23 protein-coding genes are annotated in these 25,522 nt (G+C 73.9%); 18 read left to right on the top strand and 5 right to left on the bottom strand.

The genetic code is table 11. The annotated features are described in order from the left end of the window. Window positions 1–2 precede the first annotated feature (2 nt). Both LQ940_RS04320 and LQ940_RS04315 read right to left on the bottom strand, forming a co-directional pair. Window positions 3–2,531 carry an ABC transporter permease gene (locus LQ940_RS04320; protein WP_231243338.1) on the bottom strand — a complete coding sequence of 843 codons (2,529 nt, stop codon included), beginning with the start codon at window positions 2,529–2,531 and terminating at the stop codon, window positions 3–5. Between the two features lie 5 nt (window positions 2,532–2,536). After that, window positions 2,537–3,313, bottom strand: coding sequence for an ABC transporter ATP-binding protein (locus LQ940_RS04315; protein ID WP_308217433.1), 777 nt, complete (start codon window positions 3,311–3,313; stop codon window positions 2,537–2,539). Between the two features lie 113 nt (window positions 3,314–3,426). On the opposite strand from LQ940_RS04315, the gene LQ940_RS04310 reads away from it, so the two are divergent. Next, the gene (locus LQ940_RS04310; RefSeq protein ID WP_231243337.1) at window positions 3,427–4,041 is read left to right on the top strand and encodes an alpha-ketoglutarate-dependent dioxygenase AlkB; all 615 of its coding nucleotides are present in this window, start codon (window positions 3,427–3,429) and stop codon (window positions 4,039–4,041) included. 46 nt (window positions 4,042–4,087) lie between these two features. Beyond that, window positions 4,088–4,951: an aldo/keto reductase gene (locus tag LQ940_RS04305; RefSeq protein WP_231243336.1), complete on the top strand. Its 864-nt coding sequence runs from the start codon at window positions 4,088–4,090 to the stop codon at window positions 4,949–4,951. A gap of 72 nt (window positions 4,952–5,023) precedes the next feature. Here the strand turns inward: LQ940_RS04305 and LQ940_RS04300 are convergent, their stop codons facing one another. Next, a complete protein-coding gene (locus LQ940_RS04300) occupies window positions 5,024–5,584 on the bottom strand; it encodes a LemA family protein (protein WP_231243335.1) in 561 nt (186 codons plus the stop codon). Window positions 5,585–5,733: 149 nt separating this feature from the next. Between LQ940_RS04300 and LQ940_RS04295 the strand changes: the two genes are divergently transcribed. The 3 genes from LQ940_RS04295 to LQ940_RS21710 are packed head-to-tail and all read left to right on the top strand — an operon-like array spanning window position 5,734 to window position 9,270. Then, window positions 5,734–6,696, top strand: coding sequence for a hypothetical protein (locus tag LQ940_RS04295; RefSeq protein ID WP_231243334.1), 963 nt, complete (start codon window positions 5,734–5,736; stop codon window positions 6,694–6,696). A 31-nt stretch (window positions 6,697–6,727) separates the two neighbouring features. Then, window positions 6,728–7,987, top strand: a complete 1,260-nt coding sequence (locus LQ940_RS04290; RefSeq protein ID WP_231243333.1) for a calcium-binding protein — start codon at window positions 6,728–6,730, stop codon at window positions 7,985–7,987. Window positions 7,988–8,013: 26 nt separating this feature from the next. Then, on the top strand, window positions 8,014–9,270 hold the full coding sequence (locus LQ940_RS21710) for a calcium-binding protein (protein WP_269214714.1): 1,257 nt from the start codon (window positions 8,014–8,016) through the stop codon (window positions 9,268–9,270). Here the strand turns inward: LQ940_RS21710 and dapC are convergent. Both dapC and fdxA read right to left on the bottom strand, forming a co-directional pair. Then, window positions 9,267–10,373 (bottom strand): succinyldiaminopimelate transaminase, encoded by a 1,107-nt coding sequence (gene dapC, locus LQ940_RS04275; protein WP_269217229.1) that lies wholly within the window; start codon window positions 10,371–10,373, stop codon window positions 9,267–9,269. The genes LQ940_RS21710 and dapC overlap by 4 nt on opposite strands. Window positions 10,374–10,380: 7 nt before the next feature. After that, the gene (gene fdxA, locus LQ940_RS04270; RefSeq protein ID WP_231243332.1) at window positions 10,381–10,707 is read right to left on the bottom strand and encodes a ferredoxin; all 327 of its coding nucleotides are present in this window, start codon (window positions 10,705–10,707) and stop codon (window positions 10,381–10,383) included. 90 nt (window positions 10,708–10,797) lie between these two features. Between fdxA and LQ940_RS04265 the strand changes: the two genes are divergently transcribed. The 13 genes from LQ940_RS04265 to LQ940_RS04205 all read left to right on the top strand — a co-directional run bounded on the left by LQ940_RS04265 (window position 10,798) and on the right by LQ940_RS04205 (window position 25,475). Then, entirely contained in the window at window positions 10,798–11,709 is a 912-nt protein-coding gene (locus LQ940_RS04265; RefSeq protein ID WP_231243331.1) for a GNAT family N-acetyltransferase, read from the top strand. A gap of 66 nt (window positions 11,710–11,775) precedes the next feature. After that, complete coding sequence (locus LQ940_RS04260; protein ID WP_231243330.1) at window positions 11,776–12,861, top strand: acetamidase/formamidase family protein; 1,086 nt, start codon at window positions 11,776–11,778, stop codon at window positions 12,859–12,861. Beyond that, on the top strand, window positions 12,858–14,366 hold the full coding sequence (locus LQ940_RS04255) for an AtzH-like domain-containing protein (RefSeq protein ID WP_231243329.1): 1,509 nt from the start codon (window positions 12,858–12,860) through the stop codon (window positions 14,364–14,366). The genes LQ940_RS04260 and LQ940_RS04255 overlap by 4 nt, the downstream gene beginning before the upstream one ends. 38 nt (window positions 14,367–14,404) lie before the next feature. Further along, complete coding sequence (gene uraD, locus LQ940_RS04250) at window positions 14,405–14,899, top strand: 2-oxo-4-hydroxy-4-carboxy-5-ureidoimidazoline decarboxylase (protein ID WP_231243328.1); 495 nt, start codon at window positions 14,405–14,407, stop codon at window positions 14,897–14,899. After that, a complete protein-coding gene (gene uraH, locus LQ940_RS04245; RefSeq protein ID WP_231243327.1) occupies window positions 14,896–15,213 on the top strand; it encodes a hydroxyisourate hydrolase in 318 nt (105 codons plus the stop codon). Before uraD ends, uraH begins: the two co-directional genes overlap by 4 nt. Window position 15,214: 1 nt before the next feature. Further along, window positions 15,215–16,102, top strand: a complete 888-nt coding sequence (pucL, locus tag LQ940_RS04240; RefSeq protein ID WP_231243326.1) for a factor-independent urate hydroxylase — start codon at window positions 15,215–15,217, stop codon at window positions 16,100–16,102. Continuing rightward, window positions 16,102–17,433, top strand: a complete 1,332-nt coding sequence (allB, locus tag LQ940_RS04235) for an allantoinase AllB (RefSeq protein WP_231243325.1) — start codon at window positions 16,102–16,104, stop codon at window positions 17,431–17,433. The genes pucL and allB overlap by 1 nt, the downstream gene beginning before the upstream one ends. 76 nt (window positions 17,434–17,509) lie before the next feature. Beyond that, window positions 17,510–18,739, top strand: coding sequence for a pyridoxal-phosphate-dependent aminotransferase family protein (locus LQ940_RS04230; protein WP_231243324.1), 1,230 nt, complete (start codon window positions 17,510–17,512; stop codon window positions 18,737–18,739). Continuing rightward, entirely contained in the window at window positions 18,736–19,968 is a 1,233-nt protein-coding gene (locus LQ940_RS04225; protein ID WP_231243323.1) for an allantoate amidohydrolase, read from the top strand. Before LQ940_RS04230 ends, LQ940_RS04225 begins: the two co-directional genes overlap by 4 nt. After that, window positions 19,965–20,774: a MurR/RpiR family transcriptional regulator gene (locus LQ940_RS04220; RefSeq protein WP_231243322.1), complete on the top strand. Its 810-nt coding sequence runs from the start codon at window positions 19,965–19,967 to the stop codon at window positions 20,772–20,774. The genes LQ940_RS04225 and LQ940_RS04220 overlap by 4 nt, the downstream gene beginning before the upstream one ends. A 1-nt stretch (window position 20,775) precedes the next feature. Next, window positions 20,776–21,582, top strand: coding sequence for an FAD binding domain-containing protein (locus tag LQ940_RS04215; RefSeq protein WP_231243321.1), 807 nt, complete (start codon window positions 20,776–20,778; stop codon window positions 21,580–21,582). Continuing rightward, the gene (locus LQ940_RS04210) at window positions 21,579–24,239 is read left to right on the top strand and encodes a molybdopterin-dependent oxidoreductase (protein ID WP_231243320.1); all 2,661 of its coding nucleotides are present in this window, start codon (window positions 21,579–21,581) and stop codon (window positions 24,237–24,239) included. The genes LQ940_RS04215 and LQ940_RS04210 overlap by 4 nt, the downstream gene beginning before the upstream one ends. Before the next feature lie 162 nt (window positions 24,240–24,401). After that, window positions 24,402–25,475 (top strand): ABC transporter substrate-binding protein, encoded by a 1,074-nt coding sequence (locus LQ940_RS04205; protein ID WP_231243319.1) that lies wholly within the window; start codon window positions 24,402–24,404, stop codon window positions 25,473–25,475. Window positions 25,476–25,522 lie beyond the last annotated feature (47 nt).

Here is a 25,522-nt window from a genome sequence, read left to right as displayed (position 1 = left end):
CGCTACTCGGTGGCGATCGCCCTCAACACGTCCAGTCGGGCCGCTCGGCGGGCCGGGAAGACCGCCGCCAGCATCCCGATCACGACCGACAGCACCAGGAACACGGCGAGCTGGCCGTACGGCACGCTGATCACCTCCAGGCCCTCGTCGCGCAGCGCGTACATCAGCGCCACCCCGAAGCCGACCCCGAGCACCACGCCGAGCACCGCCCCGAGCACGGCGATCACCACCGACTCCAGCGTGATCATCCAGCGCAGCTGCGAGCGCGACACCCCGATCGCGCGCAGCAGCCCGACCTCGCGGGTGCGCTCGATCACCGACAGCGCCAGGGTGTTGACGATCCCCAGGACCGCGATGACCAGCGCGAGGCCGAGCAGCGCGAAGATGATCAGCACGAACTGGTCGATCGGCTCGCGCTGCTCCTCGGCGAAGGCCGCCTGGTCCTTGACGGTGACGATCGGCAGCTCCTCGACGATCGCGTCGAGGCCGGCCTGCAGGTCGTCGGCGCCCGGCTCGGCGAAGACGATGACCGCGTTGTCGGCGGGCTCGTAGCCGGCCTCCTCCATCGTGGTCAGGGTGGTCACGACCGGCAGGAAGACGATCGGGTTGTCCTCGTAGACGGCCACCACCGGCCAGCTCCGCTTCCCGGCCGGCGTCTCGACCTCGACCTCGTCGCCCACCTCGAGGCCCTCGTCCTCGGCGTGGGACTCCTGGACGATCACGGTCCCGTCGGTGAAGTCGGCCAGGTCCCCCTCGGTGACGGTGAGCTCGAGGCGGTCGGCGGTGGCCGGGTCGATGGCGGAGATGCCCTGCCCCCCGAAGTCCTGGAACTGGTAGCGCTGGCGCACCACCGCGTCGACCCCCTCCAGCTGCGCCATGCGGTCGGCGATGGCCGGGTTGAACTCGCCCCCGAAGACGTTGCTCACCACGTAGTCGCCGACGAAGCTCTCCTCCACCGACTTGTCGACCGACGCCTTGGCGGAGTCGCCCACGATCGCCATCGTGCAGGCCAGGGTCAGGCCGATCATCAGCGCCGACGCGGTCGCGGTCGTCCGGCGCGGGTTGCGCAGGGAGTTCTGCCCGGCCAGGTTGCCGATCGAGCCGAACAGCCGCGCATAGGCCGAGCGAGCCGCCGACAGCAGCGGCCGGGAGAGGACCGGGCTCATCGCGGCGACGGCCAGCAGGATCGCCAGCACCCCGGCGCCGACCATCTGACCGCCATACGGCAGGCCGGAGAAGAGGCCCAGGCCGAGCACCACCAGCCCCACCACGCCGAGGGCCGCCCCCCGGATGAAGCGGGTGGTCATCGAGCTCTCACTCAGGGCGATGTCGTCGCGCATGGCCTGGACCGGCGAGATCCGCGAGGTACGGCGGGCCGGGAGCCAGGCCGCCGCCATCGTCACCAGCACCCCGACGAGGTAGGACGCGACCACGGTGCGCCACCCGAAGATCATCGGCTGACCGGAGAGGTCGAGCCCGAACTGCGCGAAGAGCGAGCGCAGCCCCATGGCGAGCAGCACGCCCAGCCCGAGGCCGAGCGTGGACCCCAGCAACCCGAGCACGAACGCCTCGAGCTGGACCGAGCGCACGACCTGCCGCTTCGAGGCGCCGAGCGCCCGCAGCAGCGCCAGCTCGCGGCTGCGCTGCGCGACCAGGATCGAGAAGGTGTTGATGATCAGGAACGACCCGACCACCAGCGCGATCCCGGCGAAGATCAGCAGGAAGGTGGTGATGAACGAGATCGCCTCGAGCAGGTCGCTGGCCGACTCGTCGGCCGCCTCGTCGCCGGTGACCGCCTCGGTCTCCTCCGGCAGCACCTTCGCGACGGCGTCGCGCAGCTCCTGCTGGGAGACGCCGTCCTCTGCGGTGACCCAGACGTCGTTGTAGACGTCCTCGCCGTCGAGGAACAGCTCCTGCGCGGTCCGGGTGTCGAACATGGTCAAGGTGGCGCCGTTCAACGACCCGCCGTCGGGGAAGCCGGCCACGCCCACCAGGGTCGCGGTGAGCTTGCTCAGCCCCCGCGGCAGGAGCAGCGGCACGGTGTCGCCGACCTCGTAGCCGCCGTTCTCGGCCGTGGTCTCGTCCAGGACGATCTCGTCGCGGCCGCGCGGCTCGCGCCCCTCGACCAGGGTGAGCCCTTCACCACCGGCGGCCGGCGCGGTGGTGTAGTTGCCGCCGAGAGCCGGTGGGCCGAGGCCGCCGATGACCTTGCCGTCGTCGCCGACGACGTAGACGCCCAGCGCGGTGACGTTGCCGTCGGCCCGGTCCGCCCCGTCGACCTCTCCCAGCTCCTCGACCAGCGACCCGGGCAGGGTGAGCGCGGAGATCGAGCCGCTCGCCGTCGTACCGCCGACCGGTCGGACGACCACGTCGCCGACGGTGGAGGCGAACAGCGCGGTGAAGCTGCGGCTCAAGGTGTCGGAGAAGATCAGCGAGCCGGCGACGAACGCCACGCCGAGCACGATCGCGAACGTGCTCATGAGCAGCCGGACCTTGCGCCCGAGCAGGCTCTTGAGGGAGGCGCGCCACATGCCGCTCAGGCCCCCGGCTCGGCCATGCGGGCCATGATCTCGAGGACCTGCTCGCGGTCGGGGTCGCGCAGCTCGTCGACCACGCGGCCGTCGGCCAGGAACACCACGCGGTTGGTGTAGGCCGCCGCCACCGGGTCGTGGGTGACCATCACGACCGTCTGCCCGTGGTCGGCGGCGCTGCTGCGCAGCAGCTCGAGCACCTCGGCGCCGGAGCGCGAGTCCAAGTTGCCGGTCGGCTCGTCGGCGAAGACGATCCGCGGGCGGCTGACCAGGGCCCGGGCCACGGCGACCCGCTGCTGCTGGCCGCCGGAGAGCTCGTTGGGCTTGTGACCGAGCCGGTCGCCCAGACCCACGGTCGCGATGACCTCGTCGTACCAGGCCGAGTCGGGCTTGCGGCCGGCGATCGACAGCGGCAGCAGGATGTTCTCCTTCGCCGTGAGCGTCGGCACCAGGTTGAACGACTGGAACACGAAGCCGATCTCGTCGCGGCGCAGCCGGGTGAGCTCCTTGTCCGAGAGGTGCTCCAGGCTGCGGTCGCCGATGACGACGCTGCCGCTGGTCGCGGTGTCGAGCGCCGCGCACAGGTGCATCAGCGTCGACTTGCCCGAGCCGCTGGGCCCCATGACGGCGGTGAACTCGCCCGCGTGGATGTCCAGGCTGACGTCGTCGAGCGCGCGCACCATGGCCTGTCCGGAGCCGTAGGTCTTGGTGAGGTGCTGGACGCGGGCGGCGGGCGGCCGCGACGCCGTCGCGTCGGCACCGGCGAGGGGGGCGTCGGTCATGGCCTCACCCTCTCGCGCCGCACCGGCCGACCGCCAGGGCCTTTCGTCCGGGCGTGGGGGCAAACCACGCACAGCATCGAACGCGTGTTCGATGGATCGCGTATCGTGTCCCCATGGACTTCCAGACCTCCCTGTTCGCGGCGCCGCCGCACGGGCTCGCGTCCTTTGAAGGGCTCGAGCGCCGCACCCTGAGCCAAGGCGCCTGGGTGGACGTGCTCCGCTCGTGGGTGCCCGAGGCCGACGACATCTTCACGACCATGGTCGACGCCGTGCCGTGGCGCGCAGAGCGGCGCCAGATGTACGACCGCGTCGTCGACGTGCCCCGTCTCGTCCACACCTACATGATCGGCGAGGCCCTCCCCCACCCCATGCTCGAGGAGGCGCGCGACGCGCTCAGCGAGCACTACCTGCCGGAGCTCGGCGAGCCGTTCCGCACGGCCGGCTGCTGCTACTACCGCGACGGGCGCGACAGCGTCGCCTGGCACGGCGACACGATCGGGCGCGGCAGCAGCCAGGACACGATGGTCGCGATCGTCTCGGTCGGCGACCCGCGCAAGCTGCACCTACGCCCCCGCGGCGGCGGCGACTCCCTCGCCATCGAGATGGGCCACGGCGACCTGCTGGTCATGGGCGGCAGCTGCCAGCGCACGTGGGAGCACGCCGTCCCCAAGGTGGCGCACGCCGGGCCGCGCATGTCCGTGCAGTTCCGGCCGCTCAACGTGTTCTGACCTCGCGGGGGGAACACCCCAGGGCCCCGCCCGGTTGCAGACCACCATGACCACCACCACGACAGCAGCAGCGTCCGGCACCTTCCAGATCGGCGGCGACCTCCCGGTCGTGCGCCTCGGCTACGGCACCATGCAGCTCACCGGCGACGGGGTGTGGGGACCTCCGAAGGACCACGACGAGGCGGTGCGGGTGCTGCGGCGCTCGGTCGAGCTGGGCGTGACGTTCTTCGACACGGCCGACTCCTACGGCCCCGTCGTCGCCGAGCAGCTGCTCAGGGAGGCGCTGCACCCCTACGCCGACGACGTCGTCATCGCGACCAAGGCCGGCCTGACCCGCCAGGGGCCGGACGTGTGGACGCCGGTCGGCGTGCCGGCGTACCTGCGCCAGCAGGCCGAGCTCTCGCTGCGCAACCTCGGCGTCGAGTCGATCGACCTCTTCCAGCTGCACCGCATCGACCCCGTCGTACCGCTCGAGGACCAGGTCGGGGAGCTCAAGAAGCTGCAGGAGGAGGGGAAGATCCGCCACATCGGCCTGTCCGAGGTGAGCGTCGAGCAGACCAAGGCCGCGCAGCAGGTCGCCACGATCGCGACCGTGCAGAACCTCTACAACCTGGTCAAGCGCGATGCCGAGCCGCTGCTGGAGTACGCCGAGGAGCAGGGCATCGGCTTCATCCCGTGGTTCCCCCTGGCCACCGGCGAGCTCTCACGGGAGGACGGGCCGCTCGCCGCCGCGGCCCAGGAGCACGACGCCACGCCATCGCAGCTCGCGCTCGCCTGGCTGCTGCGCCGCTCGCCGGTGATGCTGCCGATCCCCGGCACCTCGAGCGTCGCCCACCTCGAGTCGAACGTCGCCGCCGCCGACATCGAGCTGACCGACGCGGAGTTCCAGAAGCTCACCCAGGTCGCCTGACGAACCGCTGACCCGTCAGAAACTTTCTGACGGGTCAGCGCATTTTTCGTGCAGTTGCTGACGGGTCGGCGCTCAGAACTCGACGGCGGGGGCGGCCTGCTGACCCTCGGGGGCGTCGTAGAACTCGCGCTTGTGCACGCCGGCGATCCCGGTGAGGAACATCCACGGGATGGTGAGGACGAGCCTGTTGAGGGTCGCGACGGCGTCGTTGTACTCCTGGCGCGCGGACGAGATCTGGTCCTCGGTCTCGGCGAGCTGGGTCTGCAGCTCGAGGAAGCTGGGGTTGGCCTTGAGATCGGGGTAGGCCTCGGCGACGGCGTTGACCCGCACCAGCGACTCCTGGAGTGCGGCGTCGGCGGCGGCCTTCGCCGCGACGTCGTTGCCGGCGGCCGCGGTCTGCACCGCGGCGCGGGCGCGCGTGACCTCCTCGAAGACGCCCTTCTCGTGCGCGGCGTACCCCTTGACGGTCTCCACCAGGTTGGGGATCAGGTCCGCGCGCCGGGTCAGTCGTACGTCGATCCCGCCCAGCGCCTCCTCGGCGCCGACGTCGGCCGTGCGCAGCCTGTTGAAGCCGACCACGACGAGGCCCACGAGCAGGACGACGAGCACCAGGACGACGAGGAGGATCAACACGGGGGTGCCTTCTTTCGTTGGGGGACGCCGAGGCGCCGCTGGGGGTGCTCACCACGAGCCGCCACCTCCACCGCGGCTCCCGCCGTCGGAGCCTAGGCCAGCGGCACGTCGGCCGTGGGCCTTTGGGTGCCATCCGGAGAATGGGACCCATGGGACGAGGGAGGGGAACGGCCATCGTCGCGCTCGCGGCGGTCGGGGTCGTGGCCGCGGTCGGCTACGGCGTGCTCACGCAAGGCGACGAGCTCGGTCTCGGCGCAGCCGACACCTGCTCGGTGACCGTCGACGGACACACCGTGGAGCTCGAGGTCGAGCAGGCCGAGAACGCCGCGCTCATCTCCGCCATCTCGGTGCGCCGGGGGCTGCCCGCGCGCGCCGCGTCGATCGCCCTGGCCACGGCGTACCAGGAGTCCGACCTCTACAACATCGACTACGGCGACCGGGACTCCGTCGGCCTGTTCCAGCAGCGCCCGTCCCAGGGCTGGGGCACCGTGGACGAGATCCTCGACCCGGTCTACGCGACCAACGCGTTCTACGACGAGCTCGTCGAGGTCGACGGCTACCAGGGGATGGAGATCACCGCGGCCGCGCAGGAGGTGCAGCGCTCCGGCTTCCCCACGGCGTACGCCGACCACGAGGCCGACGCCCGGGCGCTGGCCTCGGCATTGACGGGCAACTCGCGTCGCGCCTTCACCTGCGACATCGACGACGACAGCGACGCCACCGACCCCGCGCTGGTGGGCAGCGGGCTGACCGCGCGCGCCGACAACGTGCGCGAGGAGGTCCGGGGCGTCTTCGGGGAGGTCCCGCTGGGGGGCTTCGCCCCCGGCGGGGTGCGTGACGGCCACATGGAGGGATCCGCCCACTACGACGGGCGAGCGGTGGACATCTTCGTGCGCCCGATCAGCGCCCAGAACAAGAAGCGCGGCTGGGCGATCGCGCACTACCTGGTCGCCCAGGCCCAGCGGCTCGACGTGCAGACCGTGATCTTCGACGACCGGATCTGGCGGGCCGGTAACGACGAGGGCTGGCGCGACTACGACCCGCCGTCGCGCAGCGGCGACCGCAGGATCCTCGAGCACCGCGACCACGTGCACGTCGACGTCTTCGACTGACGCGACCGCTCGCGCGACGTAGCATGCGGCGATGAGCGCTTCGAGACTCGCCGCCGCACTGGTCGCCCTCCCGCTGATCGCGCTTCCAGCCGCGGCCGCGCCGTCGACAGCGGCCGCCGAAACCGACCCCTGTGCCTCGCCGACGATGGTCGGGACACCGGGAAGCGACGAGCTGACCGGCACGAGCGGCCCGGACGTCATCGACGGTCTCGGCGGGCACGACCTCATCGACGGCGCCGGGGGCGACGACGTGCTCTGCGGCGGCGGCGGGTCCGACTCGCTCATCGGCGGCGACGGCGACGACTCCCTCTACGGCGAGCTCGACGGCTACGTCAGCCTTGAGGAGGTGGGGTTCTGGGAGGGCGACACGCTCGAGGGCGGCCCCGGGGACGACCTGCTGGACGCCGGCCACGACCCGCGGCCGGACCCCGGGGGCGACATGGGGGACGAGGGCGAGGTGCTGAGCTTCGAGCGCGCCGCGGCAGGCGTCGATCTGGACCTCCTGGCCGGCACGGCGGAGGGCGAGGGGACCGACACGCTCGTCGGTGACTTCCACGAGGTCGTCGGCAGTGACCACGCCGACCGGATCGCCGGCGCCGCCCACGACGAGACCATCCTGGGCCGCGGCGGCGCGGACACGATCTCGGGCGGTCAAGGCGACGACCACGTCCTGACCGGAAGCGACGAGGACGACGACGAGGACGGCGCCGACGGAGCGAACGACGGCGCCCGCGACCGCGCCGACGGCGGCCCCGGCGACGACTGGCTGAACGGCGGCCGCGGCGACCGGCTCGCGGGTGGGACCGGCGACGACTTCCTGGATGGGAGCCGGGCCCGGACGCTCCTCGGCGGCCCCGGCCGCGACGTGCTGTACAACACGATCGCGTCTCGCGGTCCCCAGCTCCTCCGGGGCGGGCCGGGATGGGACCGGGCATCGCTGACGGCGCCGGTCGCGTGGCGCGGCACGGCATCGGAGATCGTCCGTGGCCGCGTCGAGCTCGCCTCCCAGGTGGCCCGCTTCCATCGCCGGCGCGGCATGGTGCGGGTCCCGCTCCAAGGCATCGAAGGGGCGGGCATCTACTCCACCGGGCGCTGGACGCTGGTCGGAACGCCGCGCAACAACCTGCTCGAGGTCGAGGCCGACCACGGCGCGGTCCTGATCGGCCGCGGCGGCAACGACATGCTGCGCGGGTCAGAGCGGGGCGACGTCCTGCGCGGCGGACCCGGCTTCGACACCGGCTGGGGTCGCGGAGGCCGGGACCGCTTCCAGTCCATCGAGCGGCGGCGCTGACGGCGAGAGTGACGTAGGTTGCGGTGATGCGCCTCTCGGGAATCGCCGTCCTGCTCGCCGCACCGCTGCTCGCGCTCCCCGCGCACGCCGCCCCGACCCAGCGCGCTCCCGCCGCCCCGTGCGCGTCGGCGACGATCGTCGGCACCAGCGGAAACGACCGGATCACCGGCACGTCGGGCCGTGACGTCATCGACGGGCGAGGCGGCGACGATGTCATCGACGGGAGAGGCGGCAACGACGTCCTGTGCGGCGGCGACGGTGCCGACAGGCTGCTCGGCGGAGCCGGCAACGATCGCCTGTACGGCGAGCGGGACCGACGGGTGATGCGCTCGGACCGCAGCGTCTTCACCGGCGACACGCTGGACGGCGGGCGCGGTGACGACGTGCTGCACGGCGGACGCGACACCCGCGCCTCCCGCAGCAACGACCGGCTGACCTTCGCGGGCGCCCCTCGCTCCGTGCGCGTCGACCTCGGCAAGGGCCGGGCGACGGGTGACGGGTCCGACCGCATCGTCAGCCCGGTCTACCAGGTGATCGGCAGCGACCACGCCGACCAGCTCCTCGGGACCGAGCGCCCCGAGATGCTGCTCGGCGAGCGCGGAGCCGACGTCGTTCGCGGCGGCGGCGGTGACGACGTAGTCGCCGCCGGCGCCCTGAACCCGGACCCCTTCCGGCCCACCGACCGGGGCAACCTCGTCGCCGGCGGGTCCGGTGACGATGTGGTCTACGGCGGTGGCACCGGCGACCGCCTGCTGGGCGGGGCGGGCCACGACATCCTGAGAGGCCTGGGCTCGCGGGCGCTGCTGGCCGGCCCGGGCAACGACGACTTCTCGGACTACCTCACACCGCAGGACGGCCAGGTCCTCGACGGCGGTGCGGGAGCGGACCGCGGACTGCTGTGGTCACCGGACCTGTGGCGTCGGCAGCCCGCCACGAAGGTGGTCACCGGACGGATCGACCTCGCCACGACCACGGGGCGCTACGACACCCGGACGCGCACGGTGCGGTGGGAGCTCAGGGCGACGGAGGCCCTCGCGGTGCACGCCACCGGTCGGTGGACGGTGCTCGGCACCGCCGGCGATGACGACCTGGACCTGCTCGGTCCGGTGGCCTCGGGGATCCTCGACGGCCGCAGGGGCGACGACCTGCTCAACGGCACGTCGCGCGCCGACGACCTCCGGGGCGGCTCCGGCTACGACGTCGCGGTCGTTCGCGAGGGGGATGCCGAGGATCGGCTGACCGACATCGAAGAGGTGCGCACGTACGCTCCGGACTACCTCTAGGCCAGGCGGGACACCGCCGCGGCGACCCGCTCGTCGGTGGCGGTGAAGGCCACCCGCACGTGCTGGGCGCCGGCGGCACCGTAGAACGCGCCGGGGGCGGCCAGGATGCCGCGCTCGGCCAGCCACGCTATGGTCTCCCAGCAGTCCTCGCGGGTGGCCCACAGGTAGAGCGCCGCCTCGGAGTGGTCGATCCGGAAGCCGGCACCCTCGAGTGCGGACCGCAGCGCCGTACGGCGGGCGGCGTAGCGGGCGTGCTGCTCGGCGACGTGGACGTCGTCGTCGAGGGCCGCGACCATCGCGCGCTGCTGGGGCCCGGGCATGATCAGCCCGAGGTTCTTCCGTACGGCGAGCAGCTCGCCGACGAGCGCGGGGTCGCCGACCACGAACGCACAGCGGTAGCCGGCCAGGTTCGAGCGCTTCGACAGCGAGTGGACGCTCAGGATCCCCTCCGCCGAGCCGCCGCAGACGTCCGGATGCAGCACCGAGACCGGCGAGACGTCCCAGCCGCTCTCGAGGTAGCACTCGTCGGAGACCAGGATGGTGCCGCGCTCGCGACACCAGTCGACGACCTTCTTGAGGTGCTCGACGGGCAGCACCCGGCCGGTGGGGTTGGAGGGCGAGTTGAGCCACAGCAGCGCCGGCACCTCGGGGCCGAGCGCGGTGAGTGAGTCGCTCGGCACGGCGCGGGCGCCGGCGAGCTTGGCCCCGACCTCGTAGGTGGGGTAGGCCAGCTCGGGGTAGACGACCAGGTCGCCCTCGCCGATGCCGAGGTGGGCGGCGAGCGTGCCGATGAGCTCCTTGGAGCCGATCACCGGCAGCACCTGGTCCAGGCCCAGCCCGGTCACGCCGTGGCGGCGCGCCAGCCAGTCCAGGCAGGCCTGGCGGGTCTCGGGCAGGCCCACCGTGATCGGGTAGCCCGGGTCGTCGGCGGCGTCGCGCAGCGCCTGCTGCACCACCTCGGGGGTGGGGTCGACCGGGGTGCCGACCGACAGGTCGACGATGCCGTCAGGATGCGCTCCCGCCCGAGCGGCGTACGTGGTGAGACTGTCCCAGGGGAAGTCGGGGAGCCGCGAGGAGACCAGGGGCCGGTGGCGCAGCGTCACGCAGCAGTCACTCGTCGTGCTCTTGCGGCTCGAGCGCGGCGACGATCGGGTGGTCCTTGTCGATCTCCCCCATCTTGGCGGCGCCGCCGGGCGAGCCGAGGTCGTCGAAGAAGCCGACGTTGGCGGTGTAGTAGTCCTTCCACTGCTCCGGCACGTCGTCCTCGTAGAAGATGGCCTCGACGGGGCAGACCGGCTCGCACGCACCGCAGTCGACGCACTCGTCGGGGTGGATGTAGAGCATCCGCTTGCCCTCGTAGATGCAGTCGACCGGGCACTCGTCGACGCAGGCGCGGTCCTTGAGGTCGACACACGGCTGGGAGATGACGTAGGTCACCGGTTCCTCCTGAGGACGGTTCGGTCCGAGCATGCGAGAGCGTGGTCAGCCTAGTATCCCGCCGTGGCCCAGATACATGAACCCCACCATGTGAGCGAGGGCACAGTCGGCCGGCACACGCTCGGGCCGCACGTCGTCGGCCAGCGCGTGGTCGTGCGTCGGGTGGTGCGGGGCGAGACCGGGCCGTCGGGCGGTCCGGCCCTGACCGACCTGCTCGGCGTCTGTACGGCGTGGGGCGACGACGCCTGCGTGATCCAGCCCCAGACCGGGGCGCCGGTGCGGATCCCGCTCGCCGACATCGTGTCGGGCAAGCCGGTGCCGCCGCGGCCCTCGGTGCGCCAGCGGGTGCCGCCCGCCGAGGCGCAGCGGCGGGGCTTCGCGCTGTTCGCCGACCTGGAGACCCGACCGCTGGGCGGCTGGGTGCTGCGCCGCTCCCCCACCGCCACCGCCCGCCGCGCCAACTCGGTGCTGGCCTTCGGGCCCGCGGGCGTCCCGGACGCCTACGCGGAGGTGGTCGCGTTCTACGACGCCCACGGCACCCGGCCGATCGCCGCCGTGCTCCCGGGCTCGGAGGAGGAGGCGCTGTTCCGCGACCACGGCTGGGGCCTCGAGAGCCACGACGCCGACACCGTCTTCCAGCTCGCCGCGGTCAGCCAGGCCTCGCGGTCGTTGCGCGGCGTCCGCGCCGACGGGGTGGAGGTGGCGCTCGACGTCGCCGGCGACCAGGCCACGGTTCGGCTCCTGCTGGACGGGGAGCAGGTGGGCGGCGGCGTGGCGGCGTACGCCGGCGACTGGGTCGGCTTCCGCAGCCTCGAGGTGGCCCCGGCCCACCGGCGCCGCGGGCTGGCGCTGGTGGTCATGGCCGAGCTGCTCGACTGGGGCGCCGAGCGGGGCGCCACGACGGCCTACCTCCAGGTCCTCGGCGACAACGAGCCGGCGCTCGCCCTCTATGCGCGCCTCGGCTTCCGCGAGCACCACCGCTACCGCTACCTCGCCCCCTGACCCGGCGGTCTCGGGCGGCACGCCGCACACAACATCCCTGAAACAAACGTTCCCTACTCTCTGGCCATGGCCCACCCGACGCAGTCCGCGCCGCTGGAGACCGGCTGCGGACCGGTCCGGGGCCACTACGTGCCGTCGGGGGTCGACGACGTCCTCTGGGGCCGGCTGCCGTCTGCCGCCGACGCGCCCGTGGCCAAGGTCGAGCCCGGCGACGAGGTCACCTTCGACACGCTCAGCCACGAGGGGATCCTCGAGGACCAGGGTCGCGACCCGCGCGCCTTCTTCGCGCCGTACGACGTCCCGGTGCTGGCCGACGCCGTGGCGCTGGCCGCCGCGGACGTCCCGCGCAGCTTCACCGCCGACGGACCGCACGTCGTGAGCCGCCCGGTGGCGGTCGCGGGCGCCCGCGTGGGCGACCTGCTGGCGGTGACGGTCCTGGAGACGCTCCCCCGGGTGCCGTACGGCGTGATCTCCAACCGGCACGGCAAGGGAGCGCTGCCCGGTGAGTACCCGCTGGACGGGGCCGCGGTCTTCAGCGCGTTCGCGCGCACCGACGACGACGGCACGCACGGCCTGCTGCCGCTGACCCCCGGCGCCGAGCCGACGGTCTCGTTCCCCCTTGCGCCGTTCCTGGGCGTCATGGGCGTCGCGGTGCCCGGCGACCGCCGCCCCCACTCGGTGCCCCCCGGCGCCCACGGCGGCAACCTCGACATCTCGCTGCTGACCGTCGGCGCCACCCTCTACCTGCCCGTCCAGGTCGACGGTGCGCTCGCCTACGTCGGCGACCCGCACTTCGCCCAGGGCAACGGCGAGGTCGCCCTCACGGCGATGGAGGCCTCGTTGCGGGCGACGGTCCGGCTCGACGTCATCGCGCGCGAGGACGCGGTGGCGGCGTTCGGCGAGCTCGTCGGGCCGGTGGCCGAGACCCACGAGCACCTGGTGCCGACGGGGCTTGACCCCGACCTCGACGTGGCCGTCCAGAACTGCGTGCGCTCCGCGATCAGCCTCCTCCAGGCCCGCTTCGGGATGGATCCGAGCCTGGCGCTGGCCTACCTCTCCGCCGCCACGGACTTCGAGGTGTCGCAGGTCGTCGACCGGGTCAAGGGCGTGCACGCCCGCATCCGCAAGGCCGACTTCCCGGGCGCCGCATGAGCACGGCCCCGATGGGCGCGGCGAGGCCCGACGGCCTGGAGGCGGCGTTCTGGGAGTACGAGCGGGCGCTCATGGCCGACGACGTCGAGACCCTGGACCGGCTCTTCGCGCCCGGCCCCACCACCCTGCGCGGCGACGCCGCCGGCCTGCTCGTCGGCCACGACCGCATCAGTGCCTTCCGCGGGGCGCGGGGCGGGGCGCCACAGCGGCGTATCGTGCAGACGCACGTGCAGGCGATCGGCGACGACGCAGCGCTCGTCGTCGCGGTCACCGAGCTGGCCCGCGGCGGACGCGGCCAGCAGACCCAGCTCTGGGCCCGGCAGGACGGCCGCTGGGTCGTCACCGCGGCCCACGTGTCCGTGCCGCCGCCCGCGTTCGACCCGCGCATCTGGCGAGTGGTCGGCGACCCGTTGGTGCGGGGCGCGGCCGAGGGGCCGCTGGCCGGGGAGAGCGTGGCGGTCAAGGACCTGTACGCCGTCGCCGGCCAGGCCGTCGGTGCCGGCAACCCCGCGCGGCTGGCCGCCGCGCCCACCGAGCCACAGCACGCGGGCGTCGTCTCGGCCCTCCTGGACGCCGGCGCCGACCTGCGCGGGATCGCCCGCACCGACGAGCTCGCCTACTCACTGGCCGGCGCCAACGCCCACTACGGCACCCCACCCAACCCGAAGGCCCCTCACCGGGTGCCGGGTGGGTCGTCCTCCGGCTCGGCCTCGGCGGTCTCGCTGGGCCACGCGACGATCGGGCTGGGCAGCGACACCGGCGGCTCGATCCGCGTCCCGGCGTCCTACCAGGGTCTCTACGGCCTGCGCACCACCCACGACCTGGTGCCGAGGCTCGGGATGGTGCCGCTCTCGCCGTCCTTCGACGCGGTCGGGTGGCTGACCCGCGACGCGGACCGGCTGGCCGCGGTGGGCGACGTGCTGCTGCCGGAGAGTCCCGGCGGCGGGCGCGACCTGGTCGTCGTGCCGGGTCTGCTGGCGCTCGCCGAGCCCGACGTGGGCGAGGCGGTGTCGGCGTACGCCGCGGAGCTCGGGGCGACGGGCGAGGACTGGGACCTGAGCGACCACGACGCCTGGCTCGGCGCGTTCCTCACCGCACAGGCCGCGGAGGCGTGGGCCGCGCACGGCGAGTGGCTCACCGGTCGGCTGGACACCCTGGGCGAGGACGTGCGGGCGCGGTTCGCCTACGCCGCCACGGTCACCGCCGACCAGGCGGCCGAGGCTGCTTCGGGAGTGGCCGCGGCGCGCGAGGCGATCCGGGCGCTCGTGGGCGACCGGGTGCTGGTGCTGCCGTCGGCCTCGTCGGTGGCGCCCCCGCTCGGCGAGGGTCTGCAGGCCGTGCGCGAGGCCACGATGCGGCTCACCTGCCTGGCCGGCATCGCCGGCCTCCCCGCGCTGAGCGTGCCCCTGCAGACCCGTGACCGGTTGCCCGCCGGGGCCTGCCTGGTCGCGGCGCCCGGTCGCGACCGCGACCTGCTGGCGCTCGCCTGCGAGCTCGCGCCGTGAGCGCCGTCCAGCACCTACCGTTCACGACAGGAGGAGCCGTGCAGCTGGGTGAGCTCAACGCCGCAAGCACCGACGAGGCCACCGCGCTCGTGCGGGGGTGGGCGGACGTCCCGGCCTGGGCCGCGGCGGTCGTCGGGGCGCGACCGTACGCCGACGTGCCCGCCCTGCGGGCCGCCGCCGCGGCGTACGCCGATGCCTGGACGCCCGAGGAGGTGACCGCCGCGCTGGCCGGCCATCCCCGCATCGGCGAGCGCGCCGCCGGCGACGGCGCCAGCGCGGCGATGTCGCGCGCCGAGCAGGCCGGCGTCCCCGAGGACGACGACGTCCTGGCGCGCCTCGCCGAGGGCAACCGCCGCTACGAGGAGACGTTCGGGCGGATCTACCTGGTCCGCGCCAAGGGGCGCAGCGCCGAGGAGATGCTCGCACTGCTCGAGCAGCGGCTGCGCCACGACCCCGACACCGAGCTGCTGGTCACCATGGGCCAGCTGAAGGAGATCGCGATGCTGCGGCTGGACGACAGCGTGACGCCATGACGACCTGCTCGACGCACGTGCTGGACGCGGCGCTGGGCCGGCCCGCGGCGGGGCTGCGCGTGCACCTGGGCGGACCGGCGGGCGAGGTCCTCGCCACCGGGGCCACCGACGCCGACGGGCGGCTCCGTTTCGAGGTCGACCTCCAGCCCGGTGCGCACACCCTGTCGTTCGAGACCGGCGACTGGTTCGCCGCCGCCGGGCGGGCGACCCTCTACCCGCTCGTCGGGCTCACGTTCCAGGCGGAGGCCGAGGAGCACTACCACCTGGCGCTGCTGCTGAGCCCGTACTCCTACACCACCTACCGAGGGAGCTGACATGGCCGCGGGCGACATCGTCCTGGGGGCGAACCAGTACGGCAAGGCGGAGTGCCGGCTGGTGCGGGTCAGACGGGACACCCCGGTCCACGAGCTGCAGGACCTCAACGTCACCACCCAGCTGCGCGGCGACTTCGCGGCCTGCCACACCGACGGCGACAACTCCCAGGTGGTCGCCACCGACACCCAGAAGAACACCGTCTACGCGTTCGCCCGCAGGCACCCGATCGCCTCGCCCGAGGAGTTCCTGACGACCGTGGGGCGGCACTTCGTCGAGGAGTTCGACTGGGTCACCGGCGGGGACTTCTCGACGGAGGTGTTCGCATGGGAGCGCATCGTCGCCGACGGCGCACCGCACGACCACTCGTTCCTGCGCAGCGGCCGCGAGACCCGCACCGCCGTGGTCACCCTCGACGGCGAGCGGAGCACCGTCGTGGCGGGGCTCAAGGACTGCACGATCCTCAAGAGCACCGGCTCGGAGTTCGGCGGGTTCCCCCGCGACGGCTACACGACGCTGCCGGAGACGACCGACCGGATCCTCGCCACCAGCCTCACCGCGACCTGGCGCTACGTCGAGACGGGCCCCCACGACGGCCCGGACTACGACGGCCCCGACTACGACGGCCTGTACGCCGGCATCCGCGACACCCTGCTGTCGACCTTCGCGTCGGTGCACTCGCTCGCGCTGCAGCAGACCATCTTCGAGATGGGCAAGGAGGTGCTGGAGCGGTTCGGCGAGGTGGCCGAGATCAGCCTGTCGTGCCCCAACAAGCACCACTTCCTGGTCGACCTGGAGCCCTTCGGTCTGGACAACCCCGGCGAGGTCTTCTTCGCCGCCGACCGGCCCTACGGCCTGATCCAGGCGACGGTGCTGCGCGAGGGCGCCTGATGCGGCTCGACGCCGTGCGCGCCCGCCGCGTGCTGATCGGCGACGCGTTCGTCCCGGCCACGCTCCGCCTCGCCGACGGTCGGGTGGCCGCGGTGGCGCCGTACGACGCCGAGGCCACCGGCGCGGTGCTCGCGGTCGACGACGCGGCGTACGTCCTGCCGGGCGTCGTCGACACCCACGTCCACGTCAACGAGCCCGGCCGCACCGAGTGGGAGGGGTTCGTCACCGCGACCCGGGCGGCCGCGCTGGGAGGCGTCACGACGCTGGTCGACATGCCGCTCAACTCCCTCCCGCCGACCACCACGCTGGTCGGACTGCGCGCCAAGCAGCGCGCCGCCGAGGGCGAGCTCATGGTCGACGTGGGGTTCTGGGGCGGCGCGGTGCCGGGCAACGTCGGCGACCTCGAGCCACTGTGGGAGGCCGGCGTCTTCGGCTTCAAGTGCTTCCTGTCGCCGTCCGGGGTGGCGGAGTTCCCACCGCTGGACCCCTCGGCCTTCCACGCGGCGCTGCGCGAGGTGGCCCGGCTCGGGGCGCCGATGATCGTGCACGCCGAGGACGCGGAAGTGCTGGAGCGCTCGCCGGCGCCACCGAGCCGGGCCTACGCGGACTTCCTGCTCAGCCGCCCCGACGAGGCGGAGACCGCCGCCATCCGCCAGGTCCTCGACGGGGCGCGCGAGACCGGAGCGCGCGTGCACGTCCTGCACCTGTCCAGCGCGCGAGCCCTCGACCTCCTCGCCGATGCCCGCGCCGAGGGGCTGCCGGTGACGGTCGAGACCTGCCCGCACTACCTCTGCTTCGCGGCCGAGAGCATCCCCGACGGCGCCGCGGAGTTCAAGTGCTGTCCGCCGATCCGCGACGCCGGCAACCGCGACCTGCTGTGGCAGGGCCTGGCCGACGGCGTCATCGACTGCGTCGTCAGCGACCACTCCCCGGCGACGGCGCAGGAGAAGGGACGCGGCGACGGCGACCTGCAGCAGGCCTGGGGCGGGGTGTCCGGGCTGCAGGTCGGGCTGGCCGCGGTGGCCCACGAGGCCCGGCGCCGCGGCCTCGGCCTGGAGCGGGTGAGCCGGTGGATGTCGCGGCACACCGCCGACCTCGTCGGCCTGGGCGCCAAGGGCCGCATCGCGCCCGGGGCCGACGCCGACCTCGCCGTCTACGACCCCACCGTCGAGCTGGTCGTCGACGCCGCGCGCCTGGCCCACCGCAACCCGCTCTCGGCGTACGACGGCCAGCGGTACGCCGGTCGCGTCACCCACACCGTCTCCCGCGGCCGGCTCCTCGATCCCGACCGCCCCGACCACCACTGGGGCCGGCCGCTCCCCCGCCCCTGACGACCCGGCTCGACCCGGACCTCCGTCGCCGCACAGCCGAAACACTCGCGAAACGGACGTTTCATACAGTCCTCGCATGACCGAACTCGGCCCCGTGGACCCGCCGGCACGGCTGCTCATGGGGCCCGGCCCGAGCACGGCCGACCCGCGGGTGCTGCGGGCGATGTCGGCCCAGCTGGTGGGGCAGTACGACCCGTTCATGACGCGGACGATGAACGAGACGATGGCGCTGTACCGCGAGGTCTTCGAGACCGCCAACGAGCAGACGTTCGTCGTCGACGGCACGTCGCGCGCGGGGATCGAGGCCGCGCTGGTCTCGCTGCTGGAGCCGGGCGACCGGGTGCTGGTGCCGGTGTTCGGGCGCTTCGGGCACCTGCTCGCCGAGATCGCCACCCGGTGCGGGGCGCAGGTGCACACCGTCGAGGTCCCGTGGGGCCAGGTGGTCGACCCGGCCGCCATCGAGGAGGCCGTGGTCGCGACCCGCCCCAAGGTGCTCGCGGTCGTGCAGGGCGACACCTCCACGACGATGTGCCAGCCGCTGGCCGACCTGGGCGAGATCTGCCGCCGCCACGACGTCCTGCTGTACTGCGACGCGACCGCCTCGATCGGCGGCAACGAGCTCCGCTCCGACGCCTGGGGCCTGGACGTCGTGACCGCCGGCCTGCAGAAGTGCCTGGGCGGCCCGTCCGGCAGCGCGCCGATCACGATCTCGCCCCGGGCGGCGGCGGTCATCGAGCAGCGCAAGCACGTCGAGGCCGGGATCCGCGAGCCCGGCGACTCCGACCGCGGCGTGCGCATCGCGTCGAACTACCTCGACCTCGCGCAGGTCATGGACTACTGGGGCCCGCGCCGGCTCAACCACCACACCGAGGCCACGACGATGCTCTACGGCGCCCGCGAGTGCGCGCGCCTGCTGGTCGAGGAGGGCCTCGCGGAGGCCGTCGCCCGGCACCGGCGCCACGGCGCGGCCATGCTCGCCGGCGTACGCGGCCTGGGCCTCACCGTGTTCGGCGACCCCGCGCACAAGATGCACAACGTCGTGGCCGTCCACATCCCCGACGGCGTGGACGGCGACCGCACACGGGCCGGCCTGCTGGCCGACTTCGGCATCGAGCTCGGCACCTCGTTCGGACCGCTGCACGGCAAGGTGTGGCGGATCGGCACCATGGGCTACAACGCCCGCAAGGACGCCGTCCTGATGACCCTGGCCGCGCTCGAGCAGGTGCTGCGCGCGGCCGGTGCGCCGGTGACCGCCGGCGGCGGGGTGGGCGCCGCCCAGGAGACCTACGCGGACGCCGGCGCATGAGCGACGCCGCCGAGGTGCTCGCCCGCTGCGCCGAGCTGGACCGGTTCACCTCATGCGCCCCCGCCCTGGAGCGGGTCCACCTCAGCCCCGAGCACGCGCGGGCCAACGCCGCCGCGGCCGGGTGGATGGAGGCGGCGGGGCTGAGCACCTGGACCGACGCGGCCGGCAACGTCTGCGGTCGCCGCGAGGGCCGGGAGCCGGGCCTGCCCGCGCTGCTGCTGGGCTCCCACCTCGACACGGTCCCCGACGCCGGCTCCTACGACGGGATGCTCGGCGTGGTCATGGCGATCGCGGTGGTCGCGCGCCTCGGCGACCGGGCCGACACGCTGCCGTTCGCGCTGGAGGTCATCGGCTTCGGCGACGAGGAGGGCGCCCGCTTCGGGACCGCGCTGCTCGGCTCCCAGGCCGTGGCCGGAGCCTGGGACGAGGAGTGGTGGGACCTGCGCGACCGCGACGGCGTCACGCTGCACCGGGCCTTCCACGACTTCGGCCTGGACCCGCGCCGCGTCGGGGAGGCCGCGCGGCCGCCCGAGAGCCTGGTCGGCTACCTCGAGGCCCACATCGAGCAGGGCCCCTACCTGGAGGCGCGCGACGAGCCGCTCGGCTACGTCACCGCGATCGCCGGCGCCCGGCGCTTCCGGCTCTCCGTCGTTGGCGAGGCGCGCCACGCGGGTGGGACGCCGTACGCCCGGCGCCGCGACGCGCTCGTCGGTGCGAGCGAGGCGATCGTCGCCATCGAGCGGCTGGCCAAGGCCTCGGAGTGCATCGCCACGGTCGGGCGGATCGAGGTCACCCCCGGAGCGGTCAACGTGATCCCCGGCCGCGCGGACCTGAGCCTCGACCTGCGCGCCGCCACCGACCGGGAGCGCGACGCGATGTGGGAGCGGCTGGAGGCCGAGGTCCGCGGCCTGTGCGACGCCCGCGGGCTGCGCTTCGAGGCGCTCGAGGTGCACCGCGCGCCGGCGGTGCCGTGCGCGCCCTGGCTGCAGCAGGCGGTGGTCGACGGCATCCGCGCCGCCGGCCTCGCCGAGCCGCTCGGGCTGTGGAGCCGCGCCGGCCACGACGCGATGGCGATGGCCGCGGTCACCGACGTCGGGATGCTGTTCGTGCGCTGCTTCGACGGCATCAGCCACCACCCCGACGAGGACGTGCGCGAGGTCGACGTGGCGGCGGCCATCGACGCCCTGGAGCACGCCGTGCTGGCCGTCGCCGAGCGGAGGAGCGCATGAGGATCGACGAGCGGATCGCGTCGCGCCACCGCGACCTCTCCCCCCAGGAGCGCCGGGCGGCGGCCACGCTGCTGGAGCACCTCGACGACCTGGCGACGTACCGCGCCGCCGAGCTCGCCTCACTGGCCGGAGTCTCCAAGGCGACGATGAGCCGGCTGTTCCGGAGCCTGGGGTACGCCGACTTCGGCGAGGTCCGCGAGCAGCTGCGCGAGAGCCGTCACGGCGGCGAGCCGCGGCTGCTCCGGGGCGGCGCGGACCTGCCCGCCCACCTGGCCCGCGAGGCCGAGGCGCTGCGCCGGGCGGTCGAGCACCCGGCGCTGACCCCCGCCGTGGAGCTGGTGGCGTCCGCCCGCCGGGTCCTGGTCGTCGGCTGGCGCAACTCCCACCCCGTGGCGCTCCACCTGCGCCAGCAGCTCGCCCACGTGCGCGGCGACGTCCGGGTCGCGCCGGTCCCGGGGCAGGTGCTGGGCGAGGAGCTGGCCGACGTCGGCCCCGGCGACGCGATCGTGCTCGTGGGCTTCCGGCGCCGGCCCGCCGGCTTCGGTGCCTTCCTGGAGGCGGCCACGGAGACCGGCGCGCCGGTCCTGCTCCTCGCCGACCCCACCGCCATCGAGCACGCCCGACGCGCGACCCTGTGGCTCGAATGCTCGATCGCGACCGAGCTGGCCTTCGACAGCTACGCCGCCGCCATGAGCCTGGTCAGCGTCCTGGCCGACGGGGTCCTCACCGCCTGTGGCCAGGGCGCCCAGGACCGGATCTCGGGGATCAGCCGGACCTACGCCCGGCTCGCCGAGATCGAGGCCTGACGTGGACCTGTCGACCGTCACCCGCTTCCGCCCGGCCCGGGAGCGCGCGGACCTCGCGCTCGGACCGGGCGAGGCGCTGCTCGCCGGCGGCAGCTGGCTCTTCTCCGAGCCGCAGCCGCACCTCACCGGGCTGGTCGACCTGACCGCGATGGGCTGGCCCGACTGGGAGCCGGGCGACGGCGGCCTGCGGGTCGCGGCGACCTGCACCATCGAGCGGCTGCAGCGGGCGCCGGTCCCACCCGGCATCGCCCGGCTGCTGCGCGAAGCCGCCGACGCGCTCGCCATGTCGTTCAAGATCCAGGCGATGGCCACCGTCGGGGGCAACCTCGCCCTGGCCCTGCCCGCCGGTGCGGTCATCTCGGTCGCGGCGGCGCTCGACGCCGAGGCCGTGGTGTGGACACCCGGCGGCGGCGAGCGCCGTGAGGCCGTCGCCGGCCTGGTCCGGGGGCCCGGTCGCACCAGCCTCGCCCCCGGTGAGGTCCTGCGAGCCGTCGACCTCCCGGCCGCCTCCCTCGCCGCGCGCACGGCCTTCCGCCGTACCTCGCTCAACACGCTGGGCCGCTCGGCGTCGGTCGTGATCGGCCGCCTCGACGAGGACAGCCACGTGAGCCTCACCGTGACCGCGGCGACGCCGCGCCCCGTCGTGCTGCGCTTCGCCGGCGTCCCGGGCACCCAGGAGCTCGACGGCGCCCTGGACGGCGTCGACGGCTGGTACGACGACCCGCACGGAGCGCCGGACTGGCGCGAGGCCGTCACCCGCACGCTGGCCCGCGAGGTCTGCGACGAGCTCGCCGGAGTCACGGCGTGAGCCTGCGGGTCAACGGCGTCGACGTGCCGGGGCCGCCCGCGCCGGGCCAGTGCCTGCGCACGTTCCTGCGCGAGGCCGGGCACCTCGACGTCAAGCGCGGCTGCGACGCGGGAGACTGCGGCGCCTGCGCGGTCCTCGTCGACGGCGAGGCGCGTCACTCCTGCGTGTTCCCGGCGGTGCGGGCCGAGGGCGCCGAGATCACCACCGCCGCCGGGCTGGGCACCCCGGAGCGGCCGCACCCGGTGCAGCGCGCGTTCCGCGAGGCCTGCGCGTTCCAGTGCGGCTTCTGCACCCCGGGTCAGGTGGTCACCGCGGCCGCCCTGGCCGACGCCGAGGGCCACGTGCACCCCGACCCGGCCGACGACGGGGACGGGCACGCGCTGGCCCGGCTGTTCAAGGGCAACCTGTGCCGCTGCACCGGCTACCGCTCGATCCGGGACGCCCTGTCCGGCACGACCAACCGCGATCCCCAGGCCGGCTTCGGCCGCTCCGCCGGCGCGCCGGCCGGCGACCGCGTCGTGCGGGGCACCGAGCCGTTCACCCTCGACCTGCCGGCCGACGGGGTCCTGCACGCCCGGCTGGTGACCAGCCCGCACCCGCACGCGCTCGTCCTCGACATCGACACCGCCGCGGCCGAGGCACTGCCCGGAGTGCACCTCGTGCTCACCCACCGCGACTCCCCCGACGTCCTGTACTCGACCGGCCGGCACGAGAGCCGCCTGGACGACCCCGACGACACCCGGCTCCTGGACCGGGTGGTCCGCTTCGCCGGCCAGCGCGTCGCGGTGGTCGTCGCCGACAGCGTCGCCGTGGCGGAGGCGGCCTGCCGGCTGGTCCGCGTAGCCTACGACGTCCGGCCGGCGGTCCTCGACCCCGAGGCCGCCCGGCAGCCGGGCGCCCCGCTGGTGCACGGCGACAAGGTCGGCCGGGCCGAGCAGTGCCGCATCGACGACCCCGGCCGCAACGTCGTCGCGCAGCTGCACGGCGAGGTGGGCGACGTCGCCGCCGGGCTCGAGCGGGCGGCCGTCACGGTGTCCGGCACCTGGACCACGGGCCGGGTCAGCCACGCCTTCCTCGAGACCCACGGCGCCCGCGGGTGGCTGGACGACGCGGGCCGGCTGGTCGTGCGCACCAGCACCCAGGTGCCGTTCCTGGTCCGCGACGAGCTGGCCCGCGTGCTGGGCCTGGACCCGGCCCGCGTGCGGGTGCTGGCGGCCCGGGTCGGTGGCGGCTTCGGCGGCAAGCAGGAGCTGCTCGTCGAGGACGTCGTCGCCCTGGCGGTGCTGCGGCTCGGCCGACCGGTCCAGCTCGAGCTGACCCGCGAGGAGCAGCTGGCCCACACCCCGTGCCGGCACCCGATGCGGGTCGGCGTCGAGCTCGGCGCGGACGCCGACGGGGTGCTCACCGCGATGAAGGTCGACGTGCTCACCGACACCGGCGCCTACGGCAACCACGCGCCGGGCGTGATGTTCCACGGGACCAACGAGTCCGTCGCGCTCTACCGCTGCGCCAACAAGCGGGTCGACGCCGAGGCCGTCTACACCCACCAGGTGCCGTCGGGCGCCTTCCGCGGCTATGGGCTGGGGCAGGTCATCTTCGCGATCGAGTCGGCCCTCGACGACCTCGCGCGCGAGTGCGGGCTGACGCCCGCCGAGGTGCGCCGCCGCAACGTCGTGGTGCCCGGCGACGGGTTCGTGGTCACCGGGCCGCCGCACGACGACCTGGTCTTCGGCAGCTACGGGCTGGACCAGTGCCTCGACCTGGTCGAGGCCGAGCTTGCCGCCGACACGACGCCCGCCCCCGGACCCGGCTGGGCGGTGGGCAGCGGCCTGGCGGCCGCCATGATCGCGACCATCCCCCCGCGCGGGCACCACGCCGAGGCCGCCGTGACCCGGCACGCCGACGGCACCGTCGAGGTGTTCGTCGGATCCGCGGAGTTCGGCAACGGCACCGCCACGGTCCACGTGCAGCTGGTCGCCCACGAGCTCGGCGTCGACCCGGCCGCCGTACGGCTGACGTCCTCGGACACCGACGCCACCACCTACGACTCCGGCGCCTACGGCTCCACCGGCTCGGTCGTCGCCGGCATGGCGGTCCTCGACGCCGCCCGCGACCTGCGCCGGCGCCTGGAGGCGGGAGCCCAGGGATCGGTGACCGGGCGAGCGGCCCACCACGGCGACCCGCGCTCGGTCGCCTTCAACGTGCACGGCGTCCGGGTCGCGGTCCGCCCCGAGACCGGCGAGGTGCGGATCCTGGGGTCGGTGCAGGCCGTGGACGCCGGTGTCGTGATCAACCCCGAGCAGCTGCGCGGGCAGGTCGAGGGCGGCGTGGCCCAGGCCATCGGCAGCGCGCTCTACGAGGAGCTGCTCCTCGACCACGGCCGCGTCGCCACGCGGACCCTGCGCAGCTACCGGGTGCCGCAGATGGCCGACGTGCCACCGACCAAGGTGCTCTTCGCCGACACCTACGACACCCTCGGGCCCCACGGCGCGAAGTCGATGAGCGAGGCGCCGTACAACCCGGTCGCGCCGGCCATCGCCAACGCCGTGCGCGACGCGGTGGGCGTGCGTCCCCACGCGCTGCCGATGAGCCGCGACCGGATCTGGCGCCTGGCCCACCACGCACACCCCAGCCACCGCACGGAGGAGAGCCCATGAGCGCGCGACGCCGTCGGTCTGGACCGGCGGGACTGAAACGGACGTTTTACACCGGCGAAACGTCGCGGGCCGAGCGGTGAAACCCGGCCTTCCTACGGTGCGGGTGCGTCAGGGGGAGCCGCGACCGGCGGCGACACACGCATGCGACCACCAGGAGCCCACATGACCCAGCCGTCCTTCGCGCGCACCCGCGCTCTCCGCCTCGGCGCGGTGGCCGCGGCCGCGGTCCTCGCCCTCGCCGCGTGCGGCTCCGACGACGAGAAGGCCGACGATGGTTCCGGGGGCGGCTCCGGCGACGGCCTGGGCGACATCACCGTCCAGCTCTCCTGGATCAAGAACGCCGAGTTCGCCGGCGAGTTCATCGCCGACGACAAGGGCTACTACACCGAGGCCGGCTTCGACGGCGTCGAGCTGCTGGCGGGCCCGGTCGGCACCGAGGAGCTCGTCGCCACGGGCAAGGCCGACTTCGGCCTCAGCAACGCGATCTCGACCGCGGCGGCCATCGCCAACTCCGACTTCCCGCTGAAGATCGTCGGGACGACGTTCCAGAAGAACCCGTTCTCCATCCTGTCGCTGGCCGACGGCGGCAACATCCAGACGCCGCAGGACCTGGTGGGCAAGAAGATCGGCGTCCAGGACCCGAACCTCAGCCTGTTCAACGCGCTGCTCGCCGCCAACGACATCGACCCCGACGACGTCGAGATCGTCCCCAACGGCTTCGACATCGCACCCCTCGAGGACGGCCAGATCGACGGCCTGGTCGCCTACGTCACCAACGAGTCCCTGCTCGTCGCCGGCCACGGCTTCGACACCGTCGACCTCACCTTCGCCGACAACGGCCTGCCGTTCGTGGCGGAGAGCGTCATCACCACCGACGAGATGATCGAGAGCAAGCCCGACGTCGTGAAGGGCTTCCTGGAGGCCGAGATCAAGGGCTGGAAGGACGCCTGCGCCGACACCGAGCTGGGCGCCAAGCTGGCCGTCGAGAAGTACGGCGCCGACATCGACCCGCCCCTGGAGATGGAGAAGGAGATCGCCCAGGCCGACCAGCAGTGCGAGCTGCTGGTCAACACCGACGAGACCGCCGCCAACGGGCTGTTCACGATCAGCGACGAGATGATCGAGGCCAACCTGGCCTCGCTCGAGGCCGCCGAGATCGACGTCACCGCCGAGGACCTCTTCGACACCAGCCTCCTCGCCGAGGTGCTGGAGGAGAACCCGGAGCTCGTCGAGTGAGGCCGTACGTGTCGAACCGTGACCCGTCCGTGACCGAACCGTGACCG

Origin of the sequence: Nocardioides sp. cx-173 (assembly GCF_021117365.1) — a bacterium.
Taxonomy (GTDB): domain Bacteria; phylum Actinomycetota; class Actinomycetes; order Propionibacteriales; family Nocardioidaceae; genus Nocardioides.
Note: the sequence above shows the minus strand (reverse complement) of the source record. Positions and strands in the feature narration are given on the sequence as shown.